Here is a 21,889-nt window from a genome sequence, read left to right on the forward strand (position 1 = left end):
AAAATCATTTGCATAAATATAACAACCTTAGGTATAACGCAGCATTCAAAAAGCCTTATGCATACCCCGAGTTACGCTAAAGCTGCCGCGAGTTTAGCGCAGCGTAACTCGGGGTATGCATAATTTAAGCTTCCAGCTTAAATTATGAAACTAAACCAATATAATATCAATTAAGCCTTTACCTCCGGCATAGTCTCTTGCACTACTGTATAGAAAATGGTGTGGTTCATCAACCCAGCCAGCTGTTACCGGGTTATTGTGAATATAATCAAGTTTCTGATCAAGTACCTTGTTTGTATATATTTCTATCGGGTGATTGCCTTGTTGCCAAAATTGGTAATTTTCGTTATTGGGGTTACTCTTGCCCTCACGCTCAAAAAAACACAACATCCATTCACACCTGCTTTCCTGCACATTTTCGATAATAGCTTTGGTTATCGCTTTTGAAGTGTGCCTTTTAACATCCCGTAAAATATCCTGCATGGGCTTATCATTTGTACTGATAATTAAATGCACATGGTTACTCATAATAGCCCAGCCATGTAATTGAAGTCCCTTATGTTTTATGCAATATTTAAGGCTTTCTACAATGATATCCTTATACGCTCTCCTGGTCAATACATCTATCCATCTTACAACCGTAAAAGTTACAAAGTATAAACATTCCTGGTTACGAAATTTATAATTGCTGCTCATGAGGTTAAATTAACAAATTAAATTTAAGCTGGAAGCTTAAATTATGCATACCACGAGTTACGCTTACGCTTAACTCGCGGCAGCTGCGCACAACGTGTCCAACAAGCTCCTGTCTTTTTCTTGACTCTTATTTCTTGATTCTCCTCTCCTAACTCACCCTCTTCCCGTGCAGCAGCATATCAATCGCCTCATTTAAGCCACCTGCGCGAATCACCTCACCGGAATTTACAAAGAAAATCTCGTCGGCATTTTCAATGGTGTTCAGGCGGTGGGCTATAATTACCCGGGTGGTAGTTTCGGGCAGTTTGTTCAGGATATCACTCAGCAGTTTTTCGGTAATGGTATCAATGTTGGCGGTGGCTTCATCCAAAATCAATAACTGCGGGTTACGCAGCACGGCCCGCATAAATGCTATCAGTTGTTTTTGGCCAAGGCTAATACTATCTCCGCTTGAAAGTACCGGAGTTTCCAGTCCGTTCTCAAAAATAGCCAGCAGACTGCCCAGGTTGGCATCTGTAATTACTTTTTCTAATTGCTCGTTGGTATGCTCCCTATACATATCGTTACTGTACAGGATATTGTCCTTCACTGTGCCGCTAAACAAAAAAGGCTCCTGCAAAATAAATCCTATTTTAAGGCTCCGCTCTTCGGCGGTATATGTGCGGATGTCTTTACCATCCAGCAGTACCAAACCTTTTGATGGATCATACAGGCGTGCTATTAACGATGCCGTAGTGGTTTTACCGCCACCTGTTGGGCCAACCAGGGCGTAGGTTTTGCCCTGCTCCAGCTTAAAGTTAATGTTATGCAATATCTCTTTGCTTTCGTCATAACTAAAATGCACATTCCTGAATTCAAGCAGTGTGGCATTGGGCTCGGTAATACCGGCGACTATCTGCGGCAGGTCGCTCTCTAAAGATAGTATCTGCGATATCCTGTCCCAGCCGGCCATTGCCAGCTGAAAATTAGTCCACAGGGCTGCCAGCTGCCTTAGCGGGTTGTAAAAGTTAGTGGCGTATGATAAATAACTTACCAGGATACCAATAGTGAAAAGCCCTTTACCTATAAGATAAATACCAAACGACAACACGATGAGCTGCCCCATGCTGGCAAAAAAACCGTAAACCGGTATAAAAACAGTGCTGGCCAGGCCCGCCCCAATAGCAGCATTGTAATTTGCAGTATTGGCAATGCCAAAACGCTTCCTGAAATAATCGCGGCGGTTAAAGGCAATGATCACTTTAAAGTTGTTCAGGCTTTCCTGTATCTCACCGCTCAGGCCACCGGTGCTTTTCAGGCTGGCCGCATTTTTTCGTTTAATCCATGGCGATAATATCAGTGTTAAAGCAAGAATAATTAAAGCCGGTGACAGCGCGGCAGCCCCCAGTTCGGGATTAATAACCAGTAAAAATATCCCCGCCCCTATCATGATAGAGATATTGCTGATAAACTGCATCAGCGATTGCGAAAAAAACTGGTTCAGCTTATCGGTATCATTATTTACGCGCGATATCAGGTCGCCTGCCTTATTTTGGTTAAAAAAACCTACGGGCAATTGCTGCAGCTTATTAAAGATGGAATTGCGCAGTGTAAACAGCATGCGCTGCCCTACACCGCCCATTAGCGTGGTTTGTTTGTAGCTGGTAAACAACGCAACGGCATACATACACAATAACAATATGCCATTGTGAATAACGCCCGCAAAATCTTTATGCTGGATATATTTATCAATGGTGCGGCCTATAATTAACGGGCCCAAAAGGTTGAGTGAAGAATTTATTAGTATGGCAATAAGTGCCATGATAAGTATCCGCCGCTCGTGCGATATCAGCCGGATCAGCTTGCCAAGGCCCGCCCACGTTGATGTTTTTGGGGCAGTTTTACTAAGCTGGTTAAGATCGTAATTCATTTTGTGATAATATTTTTTGTGATACTTCTAAATCGATAGTCCTAAGTCGGAAGTCTTAAGTTCTAAGTCAGAAATAAGTTTCAGGTCAAACAAAATTCTTTTTGACTCAAGACTTCTGGCTTAAGACTTAGTACTTCAGACTCAAGACTTAACCGATTCGTAATTACTGGTACTTTGTTGCGAGTTGAAAATCTGCACATAATCGGTACTGGTTTTCATCAGGTCGTCATGTACGCCGCTGGCTACAATTTCGCCCTCCATCAGTAAAATTATCTGGTCGTAATGCTCAACGGAGGCTATTTTTTGCGTAACCGATATTAATGTTAAGCCCGGATAATTTTGCTGGATATTGGTCAGTATCTTCTTTTCGGTATTGCCATCTACCCGCGCTGTAAAATCATCCAGCAATAAAACCTTCGGATTTACCGCCAACGCCCTGGCCAGCATAATGCGCTGTTTTTGGCCGCCCGACAAACTGGATCCCCTTTCGGATACGATGGTATTTAACTGGTTGGGCAAACTCCCTATAAAATCTTTCAACTCAGCCGTATCAATCGCCTTTTGCAGCGATTCGTCGGTTACGGTATCGCTAAAAGCAATGTTTTCGCGAATGCTCATATTAAAAATAATGCTATCCTGGAAAACAAAACCTACCTGCCGGTGAAACGATTCGCTGTCATAAGCCGCTATACTTTTACCATCGTACAAAACCTCGCCGCTTGTTGTGTTAATAAGCCCGGTTAACAGGTAAAGCAATTGGGTTTTACCTGCTGATGTTGGCCCGATGATGGCAATTTTTGACCCGGCGGTAACTTTTAACGATACGCCTTTAAGCGCCAGCTTTTGCCCGTAGGCAACAGATACATCCTTCAGTTCCACATCGCCGCGCAGCACCTCTTTTAAATCGCCGCCGTCTACAACATCGGGCGCATCTAAAACCACGCTAATACGGGTGTATGATGCGCTGGCCTGCGCTATAAGGTTGCTCATAAAGCCGAGCACAAATATCGGGAATATCAATAGCGATAAATAGCTGTTAAACGCCGCAAAACTACCCAAACTCATGCCGCCGTTTATTACAAAATGCCCGCCCATTACCAAAATGGTTAAAGCGGCCATGTTGGCCGTAAAGGTTACGATAGGTATTAAGCCCGCAAAAAAAGTGAGGATTTTTAATCCGTAATTTTTGGCTTCGGTATTGGCAGCCAAAAATTTATTAAACTCCAGTTGCTGCGAGTTAATAACCCGGATTAATGCTGCGCCCAGAATACTTTCGTTAATAACCTTGTTCAGTGTATCTATTACCCCTCGGCTTTTCATGAACAGCGCGCGCACATTTTTTAAAACATACGCAAACGTACCGCCTATGATGGGGATAATAACAATAACCGCCAGTGCCAGCCGCCAATTGATAATAAGCAGCATTACGCTGCAGCCAATAATGGTAAAAAGCGATGTAACAATTGATACCAGCGCCTGCGATACAAACAGCTTTATGGAGTCGATATCGGCGGTAAGGTTGGTTAACAGTTTTGAAGGATTGGCCTGCTCAATAAATGCATGGCTTTGGCGCGAAATTTTATCTGCCAGTTTTTCGCGCAGATCCTTAGCCACCAACTCCGACGAATAGGTTTGTATAACACCCTGTATCGCGCCGAAAACAAATACCAATATTGCCGCCAGTGAAAACTTTTTAATTACATCATTAACCACAAATTGGTGATGGGTGTAGGCATCAATTCCATTGGCAATTATTTTAGGCAGCCAAAGGTTAATTGCCGTAGCCGCTACAGAAAAAACTAATAACAACGTAACCCAACCCAGGTATGGCTTCAGCAGGCTGAATACGCCGGGTGGTTTTTGATTTGGTTTGGTTTTATTGGGTTGCATATGCAAGTTATATTAGATGCCGTAAAAGTATACTACAAATAAACGCTACTTTATTGGACGATTGATAATCAAAAACATTTTAAATGTTTGAATAATAATTAAAACCGATCCGAAATAACTTTTCAAATATATTACCATTTAGGAATAATTAAAACTTTTTAGAAATAATTTTTTATTTTTATACCGAAATAGGAACATCATGAAGCCAGTAGTCGAATTAATTAAAGCGTGGTCGGAATTTGAGGAGGTGAGCACGGACCAAACCGTTGAAACATTTTGCAGATACTACCTGCAAAAACAACGGCCACAGCCCAAACACCCGGGCAAAAAAGGCGAACGCATTATGAATGGCGCTTTCCTGTTAAAAACCATAGGCCGAATCATGAGTGCATACAGCCTTTATTTCCGTGCGGCGGTAAAACATATTGCCTTGCCCCCCGCCGAAAGTTTCTACTACCTTAACGGCCTTAATCATTTAGGCGAGGTACGAAAAAGCGACCTGATCAACTACATGTTTGCCGAAACCACCACCGGCATGGAGGTAATTAACCGGCTGATAACCGAAAAGAAAATTGACGAGCGGACATCGCCGGATGATAAACGCGCCAAACTCATTAAAATAACCGAAGAAGGGCTACGCGCGCTGGAGGAATACTACAAGGTATCGGGCAAAGTTGTGGAAATGACTTTTAAAGGTGTAGACGATAATATTTTAATTGATTGCTTCGAGATGCTCCGCTTTTGCGAGCAACGCAACTCCGGCGTAGCCATCGAGCTAAAGAATAAACCTTTTGACCAGATGTATGAGCAGGTGATGGCAGATAAACAGTAATAAAAATGGCGCTTTGTAATATATAATAGATTGATATCCTGAGTTGTAAAATTTCGTGAAAGTCTGAAGGGAATGGCGTATATAGCATGACGGCGTAGCCTCACCCGGCGAGGCTACGCCCGCCACCCTCTCTTCACCTGCGGTGAGTGTTGCACAACTAAGGTTGCAAAAAAAAGCGCATGTTTTATGGCGGTTTGACGCCCTGAGATTTGAATATCGACTAACTTGCTTTTGGCAATAGCTGAATATTAAAATCTCAGAAGGTTGATCGACAAGATTTGAAATTTTGCGACGTATGCGCTTAGTTGTGCAACAATCACCGAAGGTGGAAAGAGTTTTTTTAACGCTGAATATCAATACATTAAAAAAAATAAATAATAAACTTCCAAGCCCCTCTTTCCGGCGAAGCCGAAGAGAGGGTGGCGGGCGTAGCCTCGCCGGGTGAGTCTTAGCCAGCGTTAAAAGCCAATGTTTGTGTAAATATTAAATATGGCAAGGATGACAGGGCTTTTATTTTTGAACGTAACTTCCCCTTCAGAATCTGCCGATTTTACTATACTTACAGGCTGGCCCACTCCTGAAAATTTAACTTTTATGTATGAGGGAGCCACTTTATTCCTGTAGATTTAAAAAAAATCCAATAATTAATGATCTCTCATTTTGACACAACAGCCAACTATACTTTAGAGGATGACAGCGTTATACTACGCCCTTTACAGGCCGATGATCTTGAAAACCTACTGCCTTTTGCTATTAATGAGCCTACTACCTGGCAATACTCCAACGTGAGCGCCAAATACGAGGATGGCATGCGCCGTTATGTTAACGATGCCCTTAAAGCCCGCGCAGAAGGCCGCGAATATCCTTTTATAGTGATTGACAAGCAAACCGGCGAATTTGCAGGCAGTACCCGTTATTACGATATACAGCCCAAGCTAAACTCGCTTCAGCTGGGCTATACCTGGTATGGCGAAAAATTCAGGGGAACTGGTTTAAATAAACATTGTAAATTTTTGCTGTTGCAATTCGCGTTCGAAGAATTGAATATGATGCGGGTTGAATTCAGGGCCGATGCACGTAACGAGCGCAGCATTGCCGCCATGAAAAGCATTGGCTGCCAGGTTGAAGGCATTTTACGCAGTAACATGCCCCTGGAAGATGGCGGCAGGCGCGACTCCATCATACTGAGTATTTTAAAAGATGAATGGGAAAGCGGGGTTAAGGAAAGGCTAAAGGGGAAGCTGTGATACCAAGCTAAATACATAAATAACCCAATTAAATATCGAACACCGAATTTTGAATATCGAATAATGAATTTACTTCATCATTCTACATTGGTTATCCGGTGTTCGATATTGTTATTCTACTTTACCACATTCCTCGGATCTGTTTTCGATTTCAACACATATTCATGCGGCGGCTCTACACCTAACAGATTTTTCACAAAGTAATCCCAGCGGCGGCGCATCATGTAGGGCGAGTAAGGGCCATAACCATGCTGACTGTTTGGAAAAACTACCAGGTCATAATCTTTATTGGCTTTTTCAAGCGCCTCAACCACCAGCATGGTGTTGTAAGGCGGTACGTTGTTATCCATTAAGCCATGGGCCAGCATTAGCTTGCCTTTTAAGTTTTTGGCATACGTTTCGTTGGCATGGGCGGCATAATCGGAGTTTGATACCAGGCCGTCATACCGTTCGCCCCAGTCATCCTCGTAGTTGCGGTTATCATGGTTGCCCGATTCTGAGATGCCCACTTTAAAGAAATCGGGGTAGCGGAACATGGCCGCGGCCGTAGCAAAGCCACCGCCCGAGTGGCCCCATATGCCTACTTTATTGGTATCAATGGGGTATTGTTTTGATAACTGCCTGATACCTGCAATCTGATCGGGCAAAGTATTTTCAGACATATTTCCGTAGCTCATGTCATGGTAACTTTTTGAACGCAGCGGGTTACTGGTACCTTCAATTACTACCACAATAAAACCAAGCTCGGCCAGTGATTGATTATCACCCCTTGAAGCCACAAACGACCAGCTGCCTACGCTCCCGCCTTGCGGGCCCGGGTATATGTAATCAATAACCGGGTATTTTTTGCTGGCATCCATATTGGTCGGCGTAAAAATAAGTCCGTAAATATCAGTTTTGCCATCTCCTGCAATCAATTTAACTGGCGTAGGCGCTTTCCAGCCGGTAGCGGTTAGCCTTGATACATCGGCTTTTTCCAGGTTAGTTATCAGCTTGCCATCCGTGCTGCGTAAAACGGTAACCGGCGGCATGTCTGGTTTAGAGTAACTGTCGACAAAATAACCGCCGCCTGGCGATAGGGTAATGTTATGGTTGCCTTCTTCGGGCGTAAGCACGGTAAAATGCTTACCATCAAAGCCTGCTTTACACAACTGGCCGTAGTATGGATTCTCTTTTTCAAGACCACCGGCAATAAAATAAACCGTGCGGGTTTTCTCGTCAACCTTCAATAGCCTGGTTACTACAAAATCGCCTTTGGTAATTTGATTTTTGACTTTACCGGTAGCTGCATCGTACAGATACAAATGGCCCCAGTTGTCGCGCTCAGAAAACCAGATGATCTCGTTGGTTTTGGGCAAAAACTTCCAGTTAATAGCGCCCCAGCCCGATTCGTACTGAGTTTTCACGGTTTCTTCAAAAACCTCTTTAACGGCGCCAGTTGCTGCATCGGCAATGCGGAATTTCTCGTTTTTATGATCGCGAGAGGTGGATACGAAAGCCAGCTTTGAAGCGTCAGCGCTCCAATCCACATCATCAAATGTGCCGCTACTGCTGATGTCGTCGCTCAGGGTAGCGCGGTGTGCATCGGGCGGCACCTGCAGAGTAATTACTTTAGGATGGTCTACTTCAATAATCACCCTGGTTATCATTGCAATTTCATCGCCCGGCAAAGGGTATTTCCATTGCTTTAATACCGGTTTGCCCACATTGGTGGTAACCAGGTACATATCGCTTACCTTACGCTGATCTTGCTTAAAGGTGGCTATCTTCTTTGAATCGGGCGACCAGCGTAAAATTGCCGCGTCGGAGTTTTGCCAGCCTGCATTATCTGTAGCGTAGCCAAAATCTTTAATACCATCGGTAGTCAGCTGGGTTTGGCTGCCTGTTTTTGTATCGCGCACCCAAAGGTTGTAATCTTTGATATAGGCTGCCCGGTTGCCGTCTGGCGATAATACTTCTTCTGTTTTGCCCCTGCGTCCGCCAGGCTGCATGCGGCCCCGTTCCGGTTCCGCCCCGGCAGTAACAAGGTCTGTGGTCAGGTCATACTGCCAGTGTTTATCGGCTGCCGTAAACATTATTTTTTTTCCATCTGCCGGGAAGCTGATGGTTTGAAAAGGCAGCATATTGCCATCGTATTTGTTGCCCGAAGCCGCTGACAGCAGTTGGGCCAGTTTTTGATGGTCAAAAGCTGCTTCCCGTGTTTTCTTAACCGGGTCAACCAATACAAATTCGCTCCCTTGTGCGGTGAGTACACGGTACCAGAATTTATCGCCTGGTAACCAGTTAGGCCTTACATCGGCCCTGTCAACAAACTGGGCGGTATTGTAGGTCATAAAACTTTCGGCATGTTCATAATCCTTTGTGGTTAAGGGGCTACCCTGCTGGGCATACGCCGACATAACCCAGGCAAACGCCGGAATGGTGAGTAAATATTTATTCATGAGTGTCAACTTATGTTTAAAGCGCAAATTAATGCTTTTTTTTATTTGAGCATGTTTAAAGATTGTTACAGAGCGGGAGAACAGAGGCAAGAGTCAGGAATCAAGTTAAGACTTTTGGCTGACTGGATAGGACAGCGTGAATAAAGGAGTAAGTTTTTCAAAAGGGCGTGCCGGTCATTAGAAAAATAACAACCGACAGATTTTTACCAAACAGGGCGTAATTGGCAAACAACTACTGAGGGCCGGTTTCCATATCGGCGCTGTATACACCCATTTTGGCGGCACTATTGCAAGCAGCGCGGTGTACTAATGCACGTTGGGCTGCAACAATGTTATCGTCATTACCCTTCCAAAGCTCCAGCGCTGGTTGTTGTATCGCCCTCGAGAAAGAGAAAGTAAGCACCCAGGGCATTACATCGCCAAAGCGGGTGTGCATACGGTTTAACCTTTCGGAAGCAAGCGCTGCCTGTTGGCCGCCCGAAAGGAAGGCTATGCCAGGTACCGATGCAGGTACGGTTTTTAAGAAGCATTTAATGGTTGCTTCGGCCACTTCGTCTAAACCCGGCTTTTCGGGGCTATTTTCGCCCGGCAATATCATATTAGGTTTCAGGATAATGCCTTCCAGGTCGACCCGGTGCTGGTACAAGGCGTTAAATAGGGCATGTATTACCTCGGTAGTAACCTCGGCACATTTTTGGAGCGAATGATCGCCATCCATCACTACTTCGGGCTCCACAATGGGTACCAAACCGGCTTCCTGGCAAAACATGGCGAAACGGGCAAGGGTGTAAGCATTTGCCTTTATACAGGTTGGCGACGGGATATCGGCGCCTATAGTGATAACAGCCCGCCATTTGGCAAAACGGGCGCCCATTTTATAGTAGTTCTTCAAACGGTCGCCAAGGCCATCCAGCCCTTCGGTTATCTTTTCGCCGGGAAAACCAGCCATAGGTATAGCGCCTTCATCAACTTTAATACCCGGAATTATCCCTTTATGCTTCAAAATATCTATAAACAAGATGCCATCGGCAGTACTTTGCTTTATGGTTTCATCAAACAGGATCGCCCCGCTAATGTATTCCTCCAACCCTGGCGCGTTTACAATCAGATCACGGTATTTGCGGCGATATTCTTCAGTTTGTGGGATGCCCAGTTCCTGGAAACGCTTGTTACATGTAGCGGTGCTTTCATCCATGGCCAGCAAACCTTTGTTGCCTTGCATCAGCTGGTAAGCAATGGTTTTTAATGTCGAGGTATCCATAATCATCCTTGTGTTAAGCAGGTACAATAACTAACACTAATAGAGCCCGACTTGTTTTATAATTGAGAACATGCTGTTTTATTTGACACGATATTTACCTGCGTAAGTGTCCCGTTCGTAAATATGACCCGTTGATGCCGGAAAAAACGGTTACAATAAATGTCATTAATTGATGATCAAATATATTGGCCAGCAACAGGCACAAATATTTGGATGCTAAATTGGGCGATGATTTTAGTGTTAACCATGATAAAATATAAAATATTGATTATTAAATACTTATAAATAAAATATCTAAAATATGTTAAGTTATGTTAACCCAATTGGATGCGTTTGACCCTGCGTGTACAGCCAAGTTTGTCGTACAGCCTTCATTTTGATACCGGCACATCGATATAACTACTGTTGTACCATTTTACTTTAAGTGGTGTTTTGGCATCGTTAATATTTTCAAGGCTTACATCTTTACCGGTACCGTAGTTAACCTCGCAAAAATTATTCTTGTTTACATTGATAATTACAAGTAAGCGGCTGCCTTTACGCAGTTGCCTGCTTACCACCTTTGTATTCGAAAACGGTAGCGTTGTTATTTTTCCTGGTTGCAGCCGTTTGCGGTTGCTGATATCCCACGAATAGCTGGCCCGCCCCAAAAAGTACGTAAGCTCAAAATATTCGCCGTTAGGCATCACTTCATAAAGTACTACGCTATAGTCAAAATCCTTTTTGTTGATAGCGGCCGTGATTTGTCCAAGGAAGGCGCCGTTCACAATAAGCGGTTGTTTTAAACTGTCGCTTATAAAGGTAAACCCGTTGCTGTAAACATCTTTTTGAATAATAGGGAACGGATATGCGTAGTTATTGGATGTAGTGCGATCGGCAAAGTCAACTTCCTGTTCAAGGTATGCCGGTTTAACCGGCTTTTGGGGAGATAACCTAAACCCATCATCCTTTTTTACATTACTCAGGTAAAGCCGAATCATGCTTTGGTACATTTTATCAAGGGACGGCGCATGGTCCCAGCGGTTGGCACCCATAACCTCGTAATTGATCCTGTCTTTGATAATGGCAGGCTTTTTACCTTGTTTCATGATATAATCAAACCATTCAAAAGTAATTGCTTTGGTGTTGATGATAGCTACCGAATCAACCTTGTAGTCCCGCAAAACAGGTTCGCCTCCCCTTTGTGCGCCAAAATGGTCGTACGGGCCAAGTACCAGGTAATAGTCGGCCCTGGGGTTATATTTAGCCAACTGGCGCAGGTAATATAAGCCGGATGTTTGCCCGTCGTCATAATAACCATCAAAAGCCAGCACTGGGATATTGATTTTTTCAAATTCCTTACCGTATGGGATCATAGCTTGCCAGTATTTATCAAAACCGGGGTGCTTAAGCCATCGCTGCAGCCACTTATTAGGTGCATTATCAACACTATCAATTTTGTTATAGGCAGCGCCGCTTTGGTACCAGTTTTCATTCAAATTACGCCAGCGCTGCTGGTTATTGTAAGTAGCGGTATCCAGGTATTTATTATTGCTCACGTAAAAGGCCCAGCCATAATTGGCGTTAATAAACACATTGTTTTCCATAGGCAGCCCCATTCCCGGAATGGCCGAAACATAAGGCACAATGGTTTTAAGCGCCGGATGCACCTTATATTTTAAACCTGCCCATTGCGCAAAGCCCGAATAACTGCCCCCATACATTCCCACTTTGCCGTTGTTCCAGCTTTGTTTGCTTATCCAGTCAATTACCCAATAAACATCTTCGGCATCGTTTTCATAGGGGATCACTTCTTCGGGGCTTAAACGCTTGCCACGCACATCGGCCACTACGCCCACATAGCCACGATCGGCAGCGTATTTGGCTTCAAGCAAACTTCTTTTAGTATCCGAGTAAATAAAAAACAACAGGGCTGCCGGTTGCGGCCCGGCCATATCGCGCCGGCGCACAACAACAGCCGATAACGTATGCCCCTGCGGGGTTTTAATAAGCACGCTATCATTAATAATATACTTTTCCACATCAGCATCAGCCGATTTTTGGGCAAAAAGAGTTGCCCCCTGGCTTATTAAAGCCAGTAATAGCATTAGTTTTTTCATGTTTATTTTTTAGTTTATGATGAGCAAAAGCAGAAAGCTTTTTTGTATTAACAGTTGTTATTTATTGGTAATTAATTACAATCCGGCCTTTTGCCTTTCAGTTTTATCCTTTCACCTATTCCTTACATCGGGCTTTAAGCCTTCAGCTTCCCCTTAAACTTTACGGATTGCCTTTCCGACACTTCAACTACCTGCCCGGTTTTTAAACTGATGCTCAGCTTTCCGCCCGGCAGATGGCTAATTTGATCGATGTAGTTCAGGTTGATGATTTGTGCCCGGTTTACCCTGAAAAACGTTGCGGCGTCCAACCTTTCTTCCATCAGGTTTAGTGAGCGTTTCAGGAACGTTTTTTTATCACCAAAATATAATACCGCGTAATTATCCATCGATTCAATCAGGTGAATTTCATTTACCTTTAAAACATAACATTTGCCGCCATCTTTTATAAAAATCTGCCTGTTATCCGTGGTTGTGTTTAGCTTAACCCTCACCTTTTCCATAGCTTTGGCAAAACGCTCATCACGGATAGGTTTTACCAAATAATCGAGGGCGTCAGCTTCAAACGCTTTTACAGCATATTGATCAAAGGCGGTAGTAAAAATAATTTCGGGCACACTATCCAGCATTTCCAACAAATCAAATCCCGATTTTTCGGGCATTTGCACATCAAGGAATATCATTTGAGGTTGATGCTCTTGTATTAAAAGCTTTGCATCATCGGCATTTGCCGCCTCGGCAACAATTTCAACATCATCATAATAGCCCAGCATTGTTCTTACCTCTTCGCGGGCAAGCCGTTCGTCGTCCACAATAATTATCTTTATCTTTTTCATAATGCAGGCAAAATGATGGTTGATAAAACTTTATCGCCATATACCTCCTCAATTACAAAACTGGCCTGGTTTTGATATTGCAATAGTAAACGGTCTTTTAGATTTTTTAAACCAAGGCCATGCTGGTTACCCGCAGCAGAGAGCCGGCCGGGGTTTAAAACGGCAATGCGTATTTCCCCGTCGGTATTTTTGATAGTTATTTTAATTTCGCCTCCCGCTTTCTGATGTGCAATGCCATGTTTAATAGCATTTTCAACCAAAGTTTGGATACTTAACGGCGGTATCAAACAGTGTTCTGTCCCCTCTTCCATATCGACGGTAAATTGCAATCTTTCTTCAAAACGGATCTTTTCAAGCTCCAGGTAATCATTAACCAAATTAACCTCGTCACGTAAGGATATAAGCTTTGCATTGCTGCCATACAAAGTGGCGCGCAGCAAATCGGACAGTAAATCTATCGCGCGCCGGGCTTTTACCGGGTTGGTAGCTGTTAATGCTTTAACACTATTGAGGGAGTTGAAAAAGAAATGCGGGTTAAGCTGTGCCGATAGTTGCTGCATTTGCGCATCGCGGGCAACTACCTGTAAACGGGCATTATCGGTGGCCGTGCCAATCTCCATCAGGGCATAATGGTACAGGTGAAAAGCCAGCACCCAAATGGCCATAAGCCTAATACCGGTAGCCAACAGCACCAGGTAATTTTGACGAAAAAACATCCCGAAGCTTTCACCGTAAGCAAATGTAAAATAGTAGCGGGCTACGTACAGTTTAACAGTAACCAGCAACATGTAGCATATACCCATTAAAAGCACCGCCGGAATAAGGCGCACAGGCATGTTTTGCAATTTTAAACGGGTGAAGTTAAAATTATGCGCAAAGCGATAATAAGCATGGGTAATCAGGATGCCAATACCAAGATCAAACCCAAAATGAAACAGTGCAAGCGTGTAACTATATTGCCCGCTATGGCCGCCGGTAAACATTTGCATCCAGGCCGAAAATCCCCAGAACAAACCAGCTAATGACCAGCCAATGAGCTGGCATGACCAATATAACGATATGCTTTTTTGCTGTTTCACTGTTGTCTTGTCTGGCTTAACAAAACAAACCAACAAAAACTATTTGGTAATATAAAGCGAAAATACATAGGCGCAGCCGTTTGGGGACGAACGGGAATTTCAAGTTAATCTTTGGCTTTCCAGGCCGGTTTACAGCGTAGGCGATGAAGCTTTTACATTTTAAGCTTAACGATTTTGAGGACGAAAGCCTGGTAAACCTACTGTTAACCAATAGTTTCTGATTTGATAAGCTCCGATACGCTGCCTCATTCAAAAAAAAAATTCTTTTTTTTAGCTAATAATATAAAACGAAACCGATATTCGTTGGTTAATGAGTAACTTTAAATCTAAATAAAGCATTAAAGCTAATGGTGAAATTATTTGTCGGCGGATTCCCTTTGGACATGACAGAACTTGATCTGGTTAAGATAATTAACTTGCACGGGGAAGTGAGTACGATTAAAATAGTACGGGATAAAAAAACGAGAATTTGTAAAGGTTATGCCTTTTTAGAGATGAAGGACCGCGAAGGCGCCGAAAACGCTGTGATTGCTTTAGACGGCACCCCTATGGGCGACCGAACCTTGAATGTAAAAATAAACGAAGAAAATGCAGTAAAACCGCCACCACCCAAAAGGAGTTTCGGAGGTTATAGCAGTAATACTAACCGCAGTAGTAGCGGTAGCAGCTACGGCAAAAGTAACAGCAGCTATAAAAGACCTGCCGACGACACGCCAAAAGCCAAAAGGCCAAGAAGAGCAATATAAAATACATCCTATAGCTGCGGATTAGGGGTGCAATTTTTTAAGCCGGGCTACAATATTGATTTTAATGGTGTAGCTTGATGGCTATGCCGCTTAAAATTGATTAAGCAAGTCTTTTCGTCAGCCTTTATTCTTTTCGATTTTGAATCAAGAAACCACAGTTACGTTATTATCATATTGAATAACAGGTTTATGCAGCCCGTCTGTCTTTGTAATCTGTTGCTGGCGCTCATATCAAATCAAAAGCCCGCGCGTATTGCGATAATTCAAAAGATGAATTTGCCCCTAATTTGTGCTTGATGTTTTTGCGGTGTGTATCGACGGTGCCTGCAGCTATAAACAATTGACTGGCAATTTCGGGCGAGCTTTTGCCCAGTACCATTAGGCGCAAAATTTCACACTCGCGTTTGGTGAGGTTGGAGAACTTTCCGAAATTCTTACGCAGAAAGATATTTTCTTCCAGCATCCGCTCCACCTTGGCCGTAACGTGCTGAATGGGATCAACTTTAAAAGCCATATTAATCACAAGTAAGGGAAGGCCTTCATCATTGCGCATTAAAATTTTCATAGTACTTAAATGCCATACCCAATCCGGGTTATTGTTTATTTTTACCTGTTGAAAAAAGGTGATGTCATTGTCGGTATTTCTTTCAACCATATCTTTTACTTTTGGCACATAAGTTTCCGCGTCTTCCGGGTTAAAATATTTTGCGGTATAATCGGGGGGCGAGTAACTCCTGAGCTCAGCTAAAGTTATTCCCAATTGGTTTAACCCATTTTGGGACATATACTCCAGTTTAAAATCGGGCATCCGGTGTATAATGGTTACACCCGGCAGCAGGTTGGCAACGGCGTGTATTTTATCAATCTCGGCTTGAATTTTCAGTTCCAAATCGGGCAATTTGTTCATTGCGGTCTCATAATTAAGGGATGGCAATATAATAAATGTTTAGAGACCGTTTTGCTTAATATTAAGAAGTAATATTGATTATTGGCTATTTATTTTATATTTATCAGGTAATACAACCGCGCAAAATTGTGCCTGCACGTAATTGTATGAAAGCGCTGATGTTAAGTTGATACAGTAATAAAATGCCGCTAAAAACCCCTTTTCTTAAACTTTTATTATTTACTCAATTTTTATTATCGGGTGTATACGCCAGCACCTCGTACCAGGTAGTTTATTTAAAAAACTACAACGCAGCTGATGGCCTTCCCGGCTCGCAGGTCAACTATTTAATGCAGGACAGCAAAGGCTTTATCTGGATAGCCACAGATAAGGGCGTGAGCCGATTTGACGGACAGCATTTTAAAAATTTCACATCGGCCGATGGGCTTGAAAGTAACGAGGTTTTCCGGGTAGCCGAAGACAATTACCACCGGATTTTTTTTTACTGTAATAACTATCGGGTTTGTTACTACGAAAACGGGCTCATACACAAGCTTATTTCAACTCAAAAGGTTTCGGTGTCGCCATTTGCCAACCTGTTTTTTAACCGTTTCAATGAGCTTTGTGTAAATTATGAGCTTAATACCAAAATTTATCGTTTTGAGGAATTAAAGTCTCGAAAACATCAGGAACAACGACCCGGCAGCTATATATATGGTGCAAGTGGTGAAGAGGCCGTTTTATCTGAAAATGACCTTAGCATACTCAAAAATGAACTTGGGGCCGCGCATTTAAACTATATAACAGCCAATACCAATACCAAGCCATATAGATTGGCCTTACAACAAAATCATTTGTTGCTGATATCTAAAGATTGGGTACACGTTTATCAATATCAAAAAAACGGAATCATCCCCCTTAATCAAATCAATTTTACCGGCAATGTAACATCGGTTTACCTTACAGGTAAAAATACTTTTGCTGTTACAACGGTAAAACAGGGCACATACATCATTAACTACATTACCGGCGAGCGGAAAAATTACCTTAACAATCAAATTACTACATCTACGCTTATTGACCGCGAAAATAATTTGTGGTTTGGCACCTATGACAGTGGTTTCTTTTTATGTACTAATCCCGAAGTAAAAGTCATCAATAAAGAAAACGGTCTGGATAATGAAAACGTTTTAAAACTGAGTATAGCCGGTGGTTACCTTTTTGCGGGACACATTTTAACCGGGTTGAGCTATATGAAACTTGGCGCTAATCAAAATCCCTCAATAGGCACCATGTATTTAAAGCAAAACCGGTCGGATTTTAACCGGGTAACCAGTTTGCTTTCAATCTCCGGCAAAAGGCTTATGATTGGTACAGATAATGGGATATTCGGGTTAGATGTATCAAACAGCAACCCGTTATCGTGGCATTCCGTACTGTATTATGATAGCCCTATAAAAAGTATCTTTGAACGACCCGATACGGTATATTTCCTTACACAATCTTCTCTTGGCAATCTATCAAATCAACTCAAAAAATTAAACGGGAACCTATTTGAACCTATACGCGTAACATCCCTGGCATGGCGAAAAGGGCACCTGCTTGTGGGCTCGCTTTATGGACTATATCAAATTGCGTTCCCAATTAATGATGATCACTTTATATATGTACGTATACTGGCCGATAAGGGAATAAATGCTGTAAAGTGCATGGCATCTAACGGGGAGGTATGCGCAGTGGGTACCGAAGAAAAAGGTTTTTTTTTATTGAATGACAAAAAAATAAGTCAATTTAATAAGCCTGTTATACTATCCGGCAACATCCGCAAACTGATATGGACAGATGCAAACACACTGTGGGCATGCACGGCCAATGGTGTAAGTATAATTGGCTTCAGTAATAATTACCAAACTTACCGGGTAGGCCGGTTAAATACCAGTAATGGGCTTCCGTCAGATAACGTTGCAGATGTAGTTCGCCATGGAAATGATTATTATATAGCTACCGATCAGGGCATAGCTGTTACTCAAAATTTATGGAATACCAACCTGCCCAGGCCAATACTGCTTGATGATGGCGTACCCGGAAAACAGAGTAATTTTATGTATGGTAAGCCGGTTGTGTTTAATTGCGTTGCCTTATCCTACAAAAGCATGGGTAAAATACAATACAGGTTCAGGCTCAAAGATGTTGATAAAAATTGGGCAGCTGCGCCATCGGGCGAAAAACGGTTTGACCTGCTGCCGCCCGGCCATTACGAGTTAGAAGCGGTAGCCGCCGATCGTTTTAACCAATTAAGCCGTCCGCTTGTTTTTCAATTTACTGTAATGCCGTTATGGTACCAGCAACTGTGGCTGCAAGTTATTGCCGTTACAGGCGCTATATTTATAAGCTTTTTGCTTATACGAAAATACTACCTGTCTATCATTGGATTACAAAAAAAGGATTATGAAAACGCACTTGCTTTGCAACGTGAACGCCAGCGCATCAGCAGCGAGGTGCATGACGATTTGGGGGCAAGTATATCGGGCATAAAACTACAAACCGAAATACTGAGCCGGAAAGTAACCAACCAACCTGTTTTTAAAGAAATAGATGCCATTCATGAGGCCATTACCGATATATCTACCCAGGTGAGGTTAATTATCTGGAGCCTTGACGTTGAAAATGATGAGGTAGGCAGTTTGGCTAATTTTATACATAAACAAGCTATTAAATTATTTGACAGCTGCGACATCAGTTTACAGGAAAGCATCTCGGTTGGTGAAACCACTATTGCCATTAGCGGCGAAAAAAGACGGCAGGTATACCTACTGGTGAAAGAGGTTTTAAACAACATTATTAAACATTCAAACGCACAAAACGCGTTCCTGGCAATTAGCCTTTACAAAAACCGGCTGCATATTAGCATCCGGGATGACGGACGTGGCTTTGTGCCCGATGTACGCAAACACGAAACCATGGGCATCCGTAACATTTATGCACGCGCAAAAAGGTTGAATGCCGATTTAAAAATTGACACCGCTCCTGGCAAGGGTGCATCCATTAGCCTTAAACTGAACCTTTAAATGGTGGCCATACATAATAGATAATAAAATGTTCCTAAGAAGTCATACTCTAAAACTTTTACTGCTACTTCAATTTTTAATCACAGGCGTATACGCAAGTACGCCGTACCAGGTAGTTTATTTAAAAAACTATAGAGCAAGCGACGGCCTTCCCGGCTCGCAGGTTAACTATTTAATGCAGGACAGCAAAGGCTTTATCTGGATAGCCACAGATAAGGGCGTGAGCCGGTTTGATGGGCAGCACTTCAAAAATTTCACAACGACCGATGGGCTTGAAAGTAACGAGGTTTTCCGGGTAGCCGAAGACAATTACCACCGGATTTTTTTTTACTGTAATAACTATCGGGTTTGTTACTACGAAAACGGGCTTATACACAAGCTTGCTTCAACTCAAAAAATTTTCGTATCGCCATTTGCCAACCTGTTTTTTAACCGTTTCAATGAACTTTGTGTAAATTATGAGCTTAATACCAAAGTTTATCGTTTTGCGGAATTAGTATCCCGGAATCACCAGGACAAACAACCGGGCAACTGTATTTACGGCGCGGACGGAGAAAGAATTATCCTATCTGAAAATGACCTCGCCGAACTCAAAAACGAGCTTGAGGCTGCGCATTTAAGTTATACAACAGCCAATACCAATACCAAGCCATACAGATTGGCCTTACAACAAAATCATTTATTGTTGATAACTAAAGATTGGGTACACGTTTATCAATATCAAAAAAGCGGGATCATCCCCGTTAACCAAATCAATTTTACCGGCAATGTAACATCGGTTTACCTTACAGGTAAAAATACTTTTGCTGTTACAACGGTAAAACAGGGCACATACATCATTAACTACATTACCGGCGAGCGGAAAAATTACCTTAACAATCAAATTACTACATCTACGCTTATTGACCGAGAAAATAATTTATGGTTTGGTACCTATGAAAGCGGTATTTTTTTAAGTACCAATCCCGAAGTAAAAGTCATCAATAAAGAAAGCGGCCTTGTAAATGAAAACGTTTTAAAACTGGGCATAGCCGGTGGTTACCTTTTTGCAGGGCACATTTTAACCGGGTTGAGCTATATGAAACTTGGCGCTAATCAAAATCCCTCGATAGGCACCTTGTATTTAAAACAAAACCGGTCGGATTTTAACCGGGTAACCAGCTTGCTGCCAATTGCTGGCAATAGGCTAATGATTGGCACTGATAATGGGATGTTTGGGTTAGATATTTCCAACAACAATCCGCCATCGTGGCACCCCGCTTTTTATACCGGTGGACCGATAAAAGGAATCGCATACCAGCACGATACAGTTTACTATCTTAACACCAAAGGTATTGGAATGTTATCAACCAAATTCGGTTACGAATTTGCTCCTATCCGGATAACATCATTAGCATGTTTAAAAAAATACCTTCTTGTAGGTTCTCTTTATGGGCTATATGAAGTTACACTCCCAATAACCAGCTATCACTTTAAATATGAGCGCATATTTGCCGATAAAGAAATAAATTCTGTAAAGTGCATAGCATCTAACTATGAAGTATACGCGGTAGGGACAGAAGATAAAGGCATATTTTTATTGGCTGATAAAGCCGTTAGCCAGTTTAACGCGCCTATTATTTCATCCGGCAACATCCGCAACCTGATATGGACAGACGCTAATACATTATGGGCATGCACGGACAATGGTGTAAGTATCATTAACTTTAGCAATAATTACCAAACTTACCGGGTAGGCCGGTTAAATACAAGTAACGGGCTTCCGTCAGATAACGTTGCAGATGTAGTTCGCCATGGAAATGATTATTATATAGCTACCGATCAGGGCATAGCTGTTACTCAAAATTTATGGAATACCAACCTGCCCAGGCCAATACTGCTTGATGATGGCGTACCCGGAAAACAGAGTAATTTTATGTATGGTAAGCCGGTTGTGTTTAATTGCGTTGCCTTATCCTACAAAAGCATGGGTAAAATACAATACAGGTTCAGGCTCAAAGACGTTGATAAAAACTGGAGTGTTGCCCCAACCGGCGAAAAACGGTTTGACCTGCTGCCGCCCGGCCATTACGAGTTAGAAGCGGTAGCCGCCGATCGTTTTAACCAATTAAGCCGTCCGCTTGTTTTTCAATTTACTGTAATGCCGTTATGGTACCAGCAACTGTGGCTGCAAGTTATTGCCGTTACAGGCGCTATATTTATAAGCTTTTTGCTTATACGAAAATACTACCTGTCTATCATTGGATTACAAAAAAAGGATTATGAAAACGCACTTGCTTTGCAAAGTGAACGCCAGCGCATCAGCAGCGAAGTGCATGATGATTTGGGGGCAAGTATATCGGGCATAAAACTGCAAACCGAAATACTGAGCCGGAAAGTAACCAACCAACCTGTTTTTAAAGAAATAGATGCCATTCATGAGGCCATTACCGATATATCTACCCAGGTGAGGTTAATTATCTGGAGCCTTGACGTTGAAAATGATGAGGTAGGCAGCCTGGCTAATTTTATACATAAACAAGCTATTAAATTATTTGACAGCAGCGACATCAGCCTACAGGAAAGTATCTCGGTTGGTGAAACCACTATTGCCATTAGCGGAGAAAAAAGACGGCAGGTATACCTATTGGTGAAAGAGGTTTTAAACAACATTATTAAACATTCAGACGCACAAAACGCGTTCCTGGCAATTAGCCTTTACAAAAACCGGCTGCATATTAACATCCGGGATGACGGACGGGGCTTTGTGCCCGATGTACGCAAACACGAAACCATGGGCATCCGTAACATTTATGCACGCGCAAAAAGATTGAATGCCGATTTAAAAATTGACACGGCTCCCGGCAAGGGTGCATCCATTAGCCTTAAACTGAACCTTTAAATGGTGGCCATACATAATAGA

Annotated in this window: 14 protein-coding genes; 5 read left to right on the plus strand and 9 right to left on the minus strand. The window is 42.7% G+C overall.

Going from position 1 to position 21,889, the window contains the following annotated elements:
• Positions 1-150: 150 nt before the first annotated feature.
• The 3 genes from PQ469_RS16855 to PQ469_RS16865 form a co-directional block, all read right to left on the minus strand.
• On the minus strand, positions 151-696 hold the full coding sequence (locus tag PQ469_RS16855; RefSeq protein ID WP_274208726.1) for an REP-associated tyrosine transposase: 546 nt from the start codon (positions 694-696) through the stop codon (positions 151-153).
• A 148-nt stretch (positions 697-844) separates the two neighbouring features.
• A complete protein-coding gene (locus PQ469_RS16860; RefSeq protein WP_274208727.1) occupies positions 845-2,605 on the minus strand; it encodes an ABC transporter ATP-binding protein in 1,761 nt (586 codons plus the stop codon).
• 141 nt (positions 2,606-2,746) lie between these two features.
• A complete protein-coding gene (locus PQ469_RS16865; RefSeq protein WP_274208728.1) occupies positions 2,747-4,495 on the minus strand; it encodes an ABC transporter ATP-binding protein in 1,749 nt (582 codons plus the stop codon).
• A gap of 199 nt (positions 4,496-4,694) precedes the next feature.
• Between PQ469_RS16865 and PQ469_RS16870 the strand changes: the two genes are divergently transcribed.
• Together PQ469_RS16870 and PQ469_RS16875 are read left to right on the plus strand one after the other, a co-directional pair.
• A complete protein-coding gene (locus PQ469_RS16870; protein ID WP_274208729.1) occupies positions 4,695-5,327 on the plus strand; it encodes a MarR family winged helix-turn-helix transcriptional regulator in 633 nt (210 codons plus the stop codon).
• Positions 5,328-5,974: 647 nt separating this feature from the next.
• Positions 5,975-6,574, plus strand: a complete 600-nt coding sequence (locus PQ469_RS16875; protein ID WP_274208730.1) for a GNAT family N-acetyltransferase — start codon at positions 5,975-5,977, stop codon at positions 6,572-6,574.
• Positions 6,575-6,690: 116 nt separating this feature from the next.
• Here PQ469_RS16875 and PQ469_RS16880 read toward each other — a convergent pair whose 3' ends face one another.
• The 5 genes from PQ469_RS16880 to PQ469_RS16900 all read right to left on the minus strand — a co-directional run bounded on the left by PQ469_RS16880 (position 6,691) and on the right by PQ469_RS16900 (position 14,287).
• The gene (locus PQ469_RS16880) at positions 6,691-9,015 is read right to left on the minus strand and encodes a S9 family peptidase (RefSeq protein ID WP_274208731.1); all 2,325 of its coding nucleotides are present in this window, start codon (positions 9,013-9,015) and stop codon (positions 6,691-6,693) included.
• A 232-nt stretch (positions 9,016-9,247) separates the two neighbouring features.
• Positions 9,248-10,276: a class I fructose-bisphosphate aldolase gene (locus tag PQ469_RS16885; RefSeq protein ID WP_274208732.1), complete on the minus strand. Its 1,029-nt coding sequence runs from the start codon at positions 10,274-10,276 to the stop codon at positions 9,248-9,250.
• A gap of 371 nt (positions 10,277-10,647) precedes the next feature.
• Positions 10,648-12,375 (minus strand): CocE/NonD family hydrolase, encoded by a 1,728-nt coding sequence (locus PQ469_RS16890; RefSeq protein ID WP_274208733.1) that lies wholly within the window; start codon positions 12,373-12,375, stop codon positions 10,648-10,650.
• A gap of 134 nt (positions 12,376-12,509) precedes the next feature.
• Positions 12,510-13,208: a LytR/AlgR family response regulator transcription factor gene (locus PQ469_RS16895; RefSeq protein ID WP_274208734.1), complete on the minus strand. Its 699-nt coding sequence runs from the start codon at positions 13,206-13,208 to the stop codon at positions 12,510-12,512.
• Positions 13,205-14,287: a sensor histidine kinase gene (locus PQ469_RS16900; RefSeq protein WP_274208735.1), complete on the minus strand. Its 1,083-nt coding sequence runs from the start codon at positions 14,285-14,287 to the stop codon at positions 13,205-13,207. The genes PQ469_RS16895 and PQ469_RS16900 overlap by 4 nt, the downstream gene beginning before the upstream one ends.
• Positions 14,288-14,634: 347 nt before the next feature.
• On the opposite strand from PQ469_RS16900, the gene PQ469_RS16905 reads away from it, so the two are divergent.
• Positions 14,635-15,033 carry an RNA recognition motif domain-containing protein gene (locus tag PQ469_RS16905; RefSeq protein WP_090653086.1) on the plus strand — a complete coding sequence of 133 codons (399 nt, stop codon included), beginning with the start codon at positions 14,635-14,637 and terminating at the stop codon, positions 15,031-15,033.
• A 226-nt stretch (positions 15,034-15,259) separates the two neighbouring features.
• Here the strand turns inward: PQ469_RS16905 and PQ469_RS16910 are convergent, their stop codons facing one another.
• Positions 15,260-15,940, minus strand: coding sequence for a response regulator transcription factor (locus tag PQ469_RS16910; RefSeq protein ID WP_274208736.1), 681 nt, complete (start codon positions 15,938-15,940; stop codon positions 15,260-15,262).
• Between the two features lie 182 nt (positions 15,941-16,122).
• Between PQ469_RS16910 and PQ469_RS16915 the strand changes: the two genes are divergently transcribed.
• Both PQ469_RS16915 and PQ469_RS16920 read left to right on the plus strand, forming a co-directional pair.
• The gene (locus PQ469_RS16915; protein ID WP_274208737.1) at positions 16,123-18,987 is read left to right on the plus strand and encodes a sensor histidine kinase; all 2,865 of its coding nucleotides are present in this window, start codon (positions 16,123-16,125) and stop codon (positions 18,985-18,987) included.
• Between the two features lie 28 nt (positions 18,988-19,015).
• On the plus strand, positions 19,016-21,868 hold the full coding sequence (locus tag PQ469_RS16920; RefSeq protein WP_274208738.1) for a sensor histidine kinase: 2,853 nt from the start codon (positions 19,016-19,018) through the stop codon (positions 21,866-21,868).
• Positions 21,869-21,889: the final 21 nt, after the last annotated feature.

The sequence above is a fragment of the Mucilaginibacter sp. KACC 22773 genome (assembly GCF_028736215.1).
GTDB lineage: Bacteria > Bacteroidota > Bacteroidia > Sphingobacteriales > Sphingobacteriaceae > Mucilaginibacter.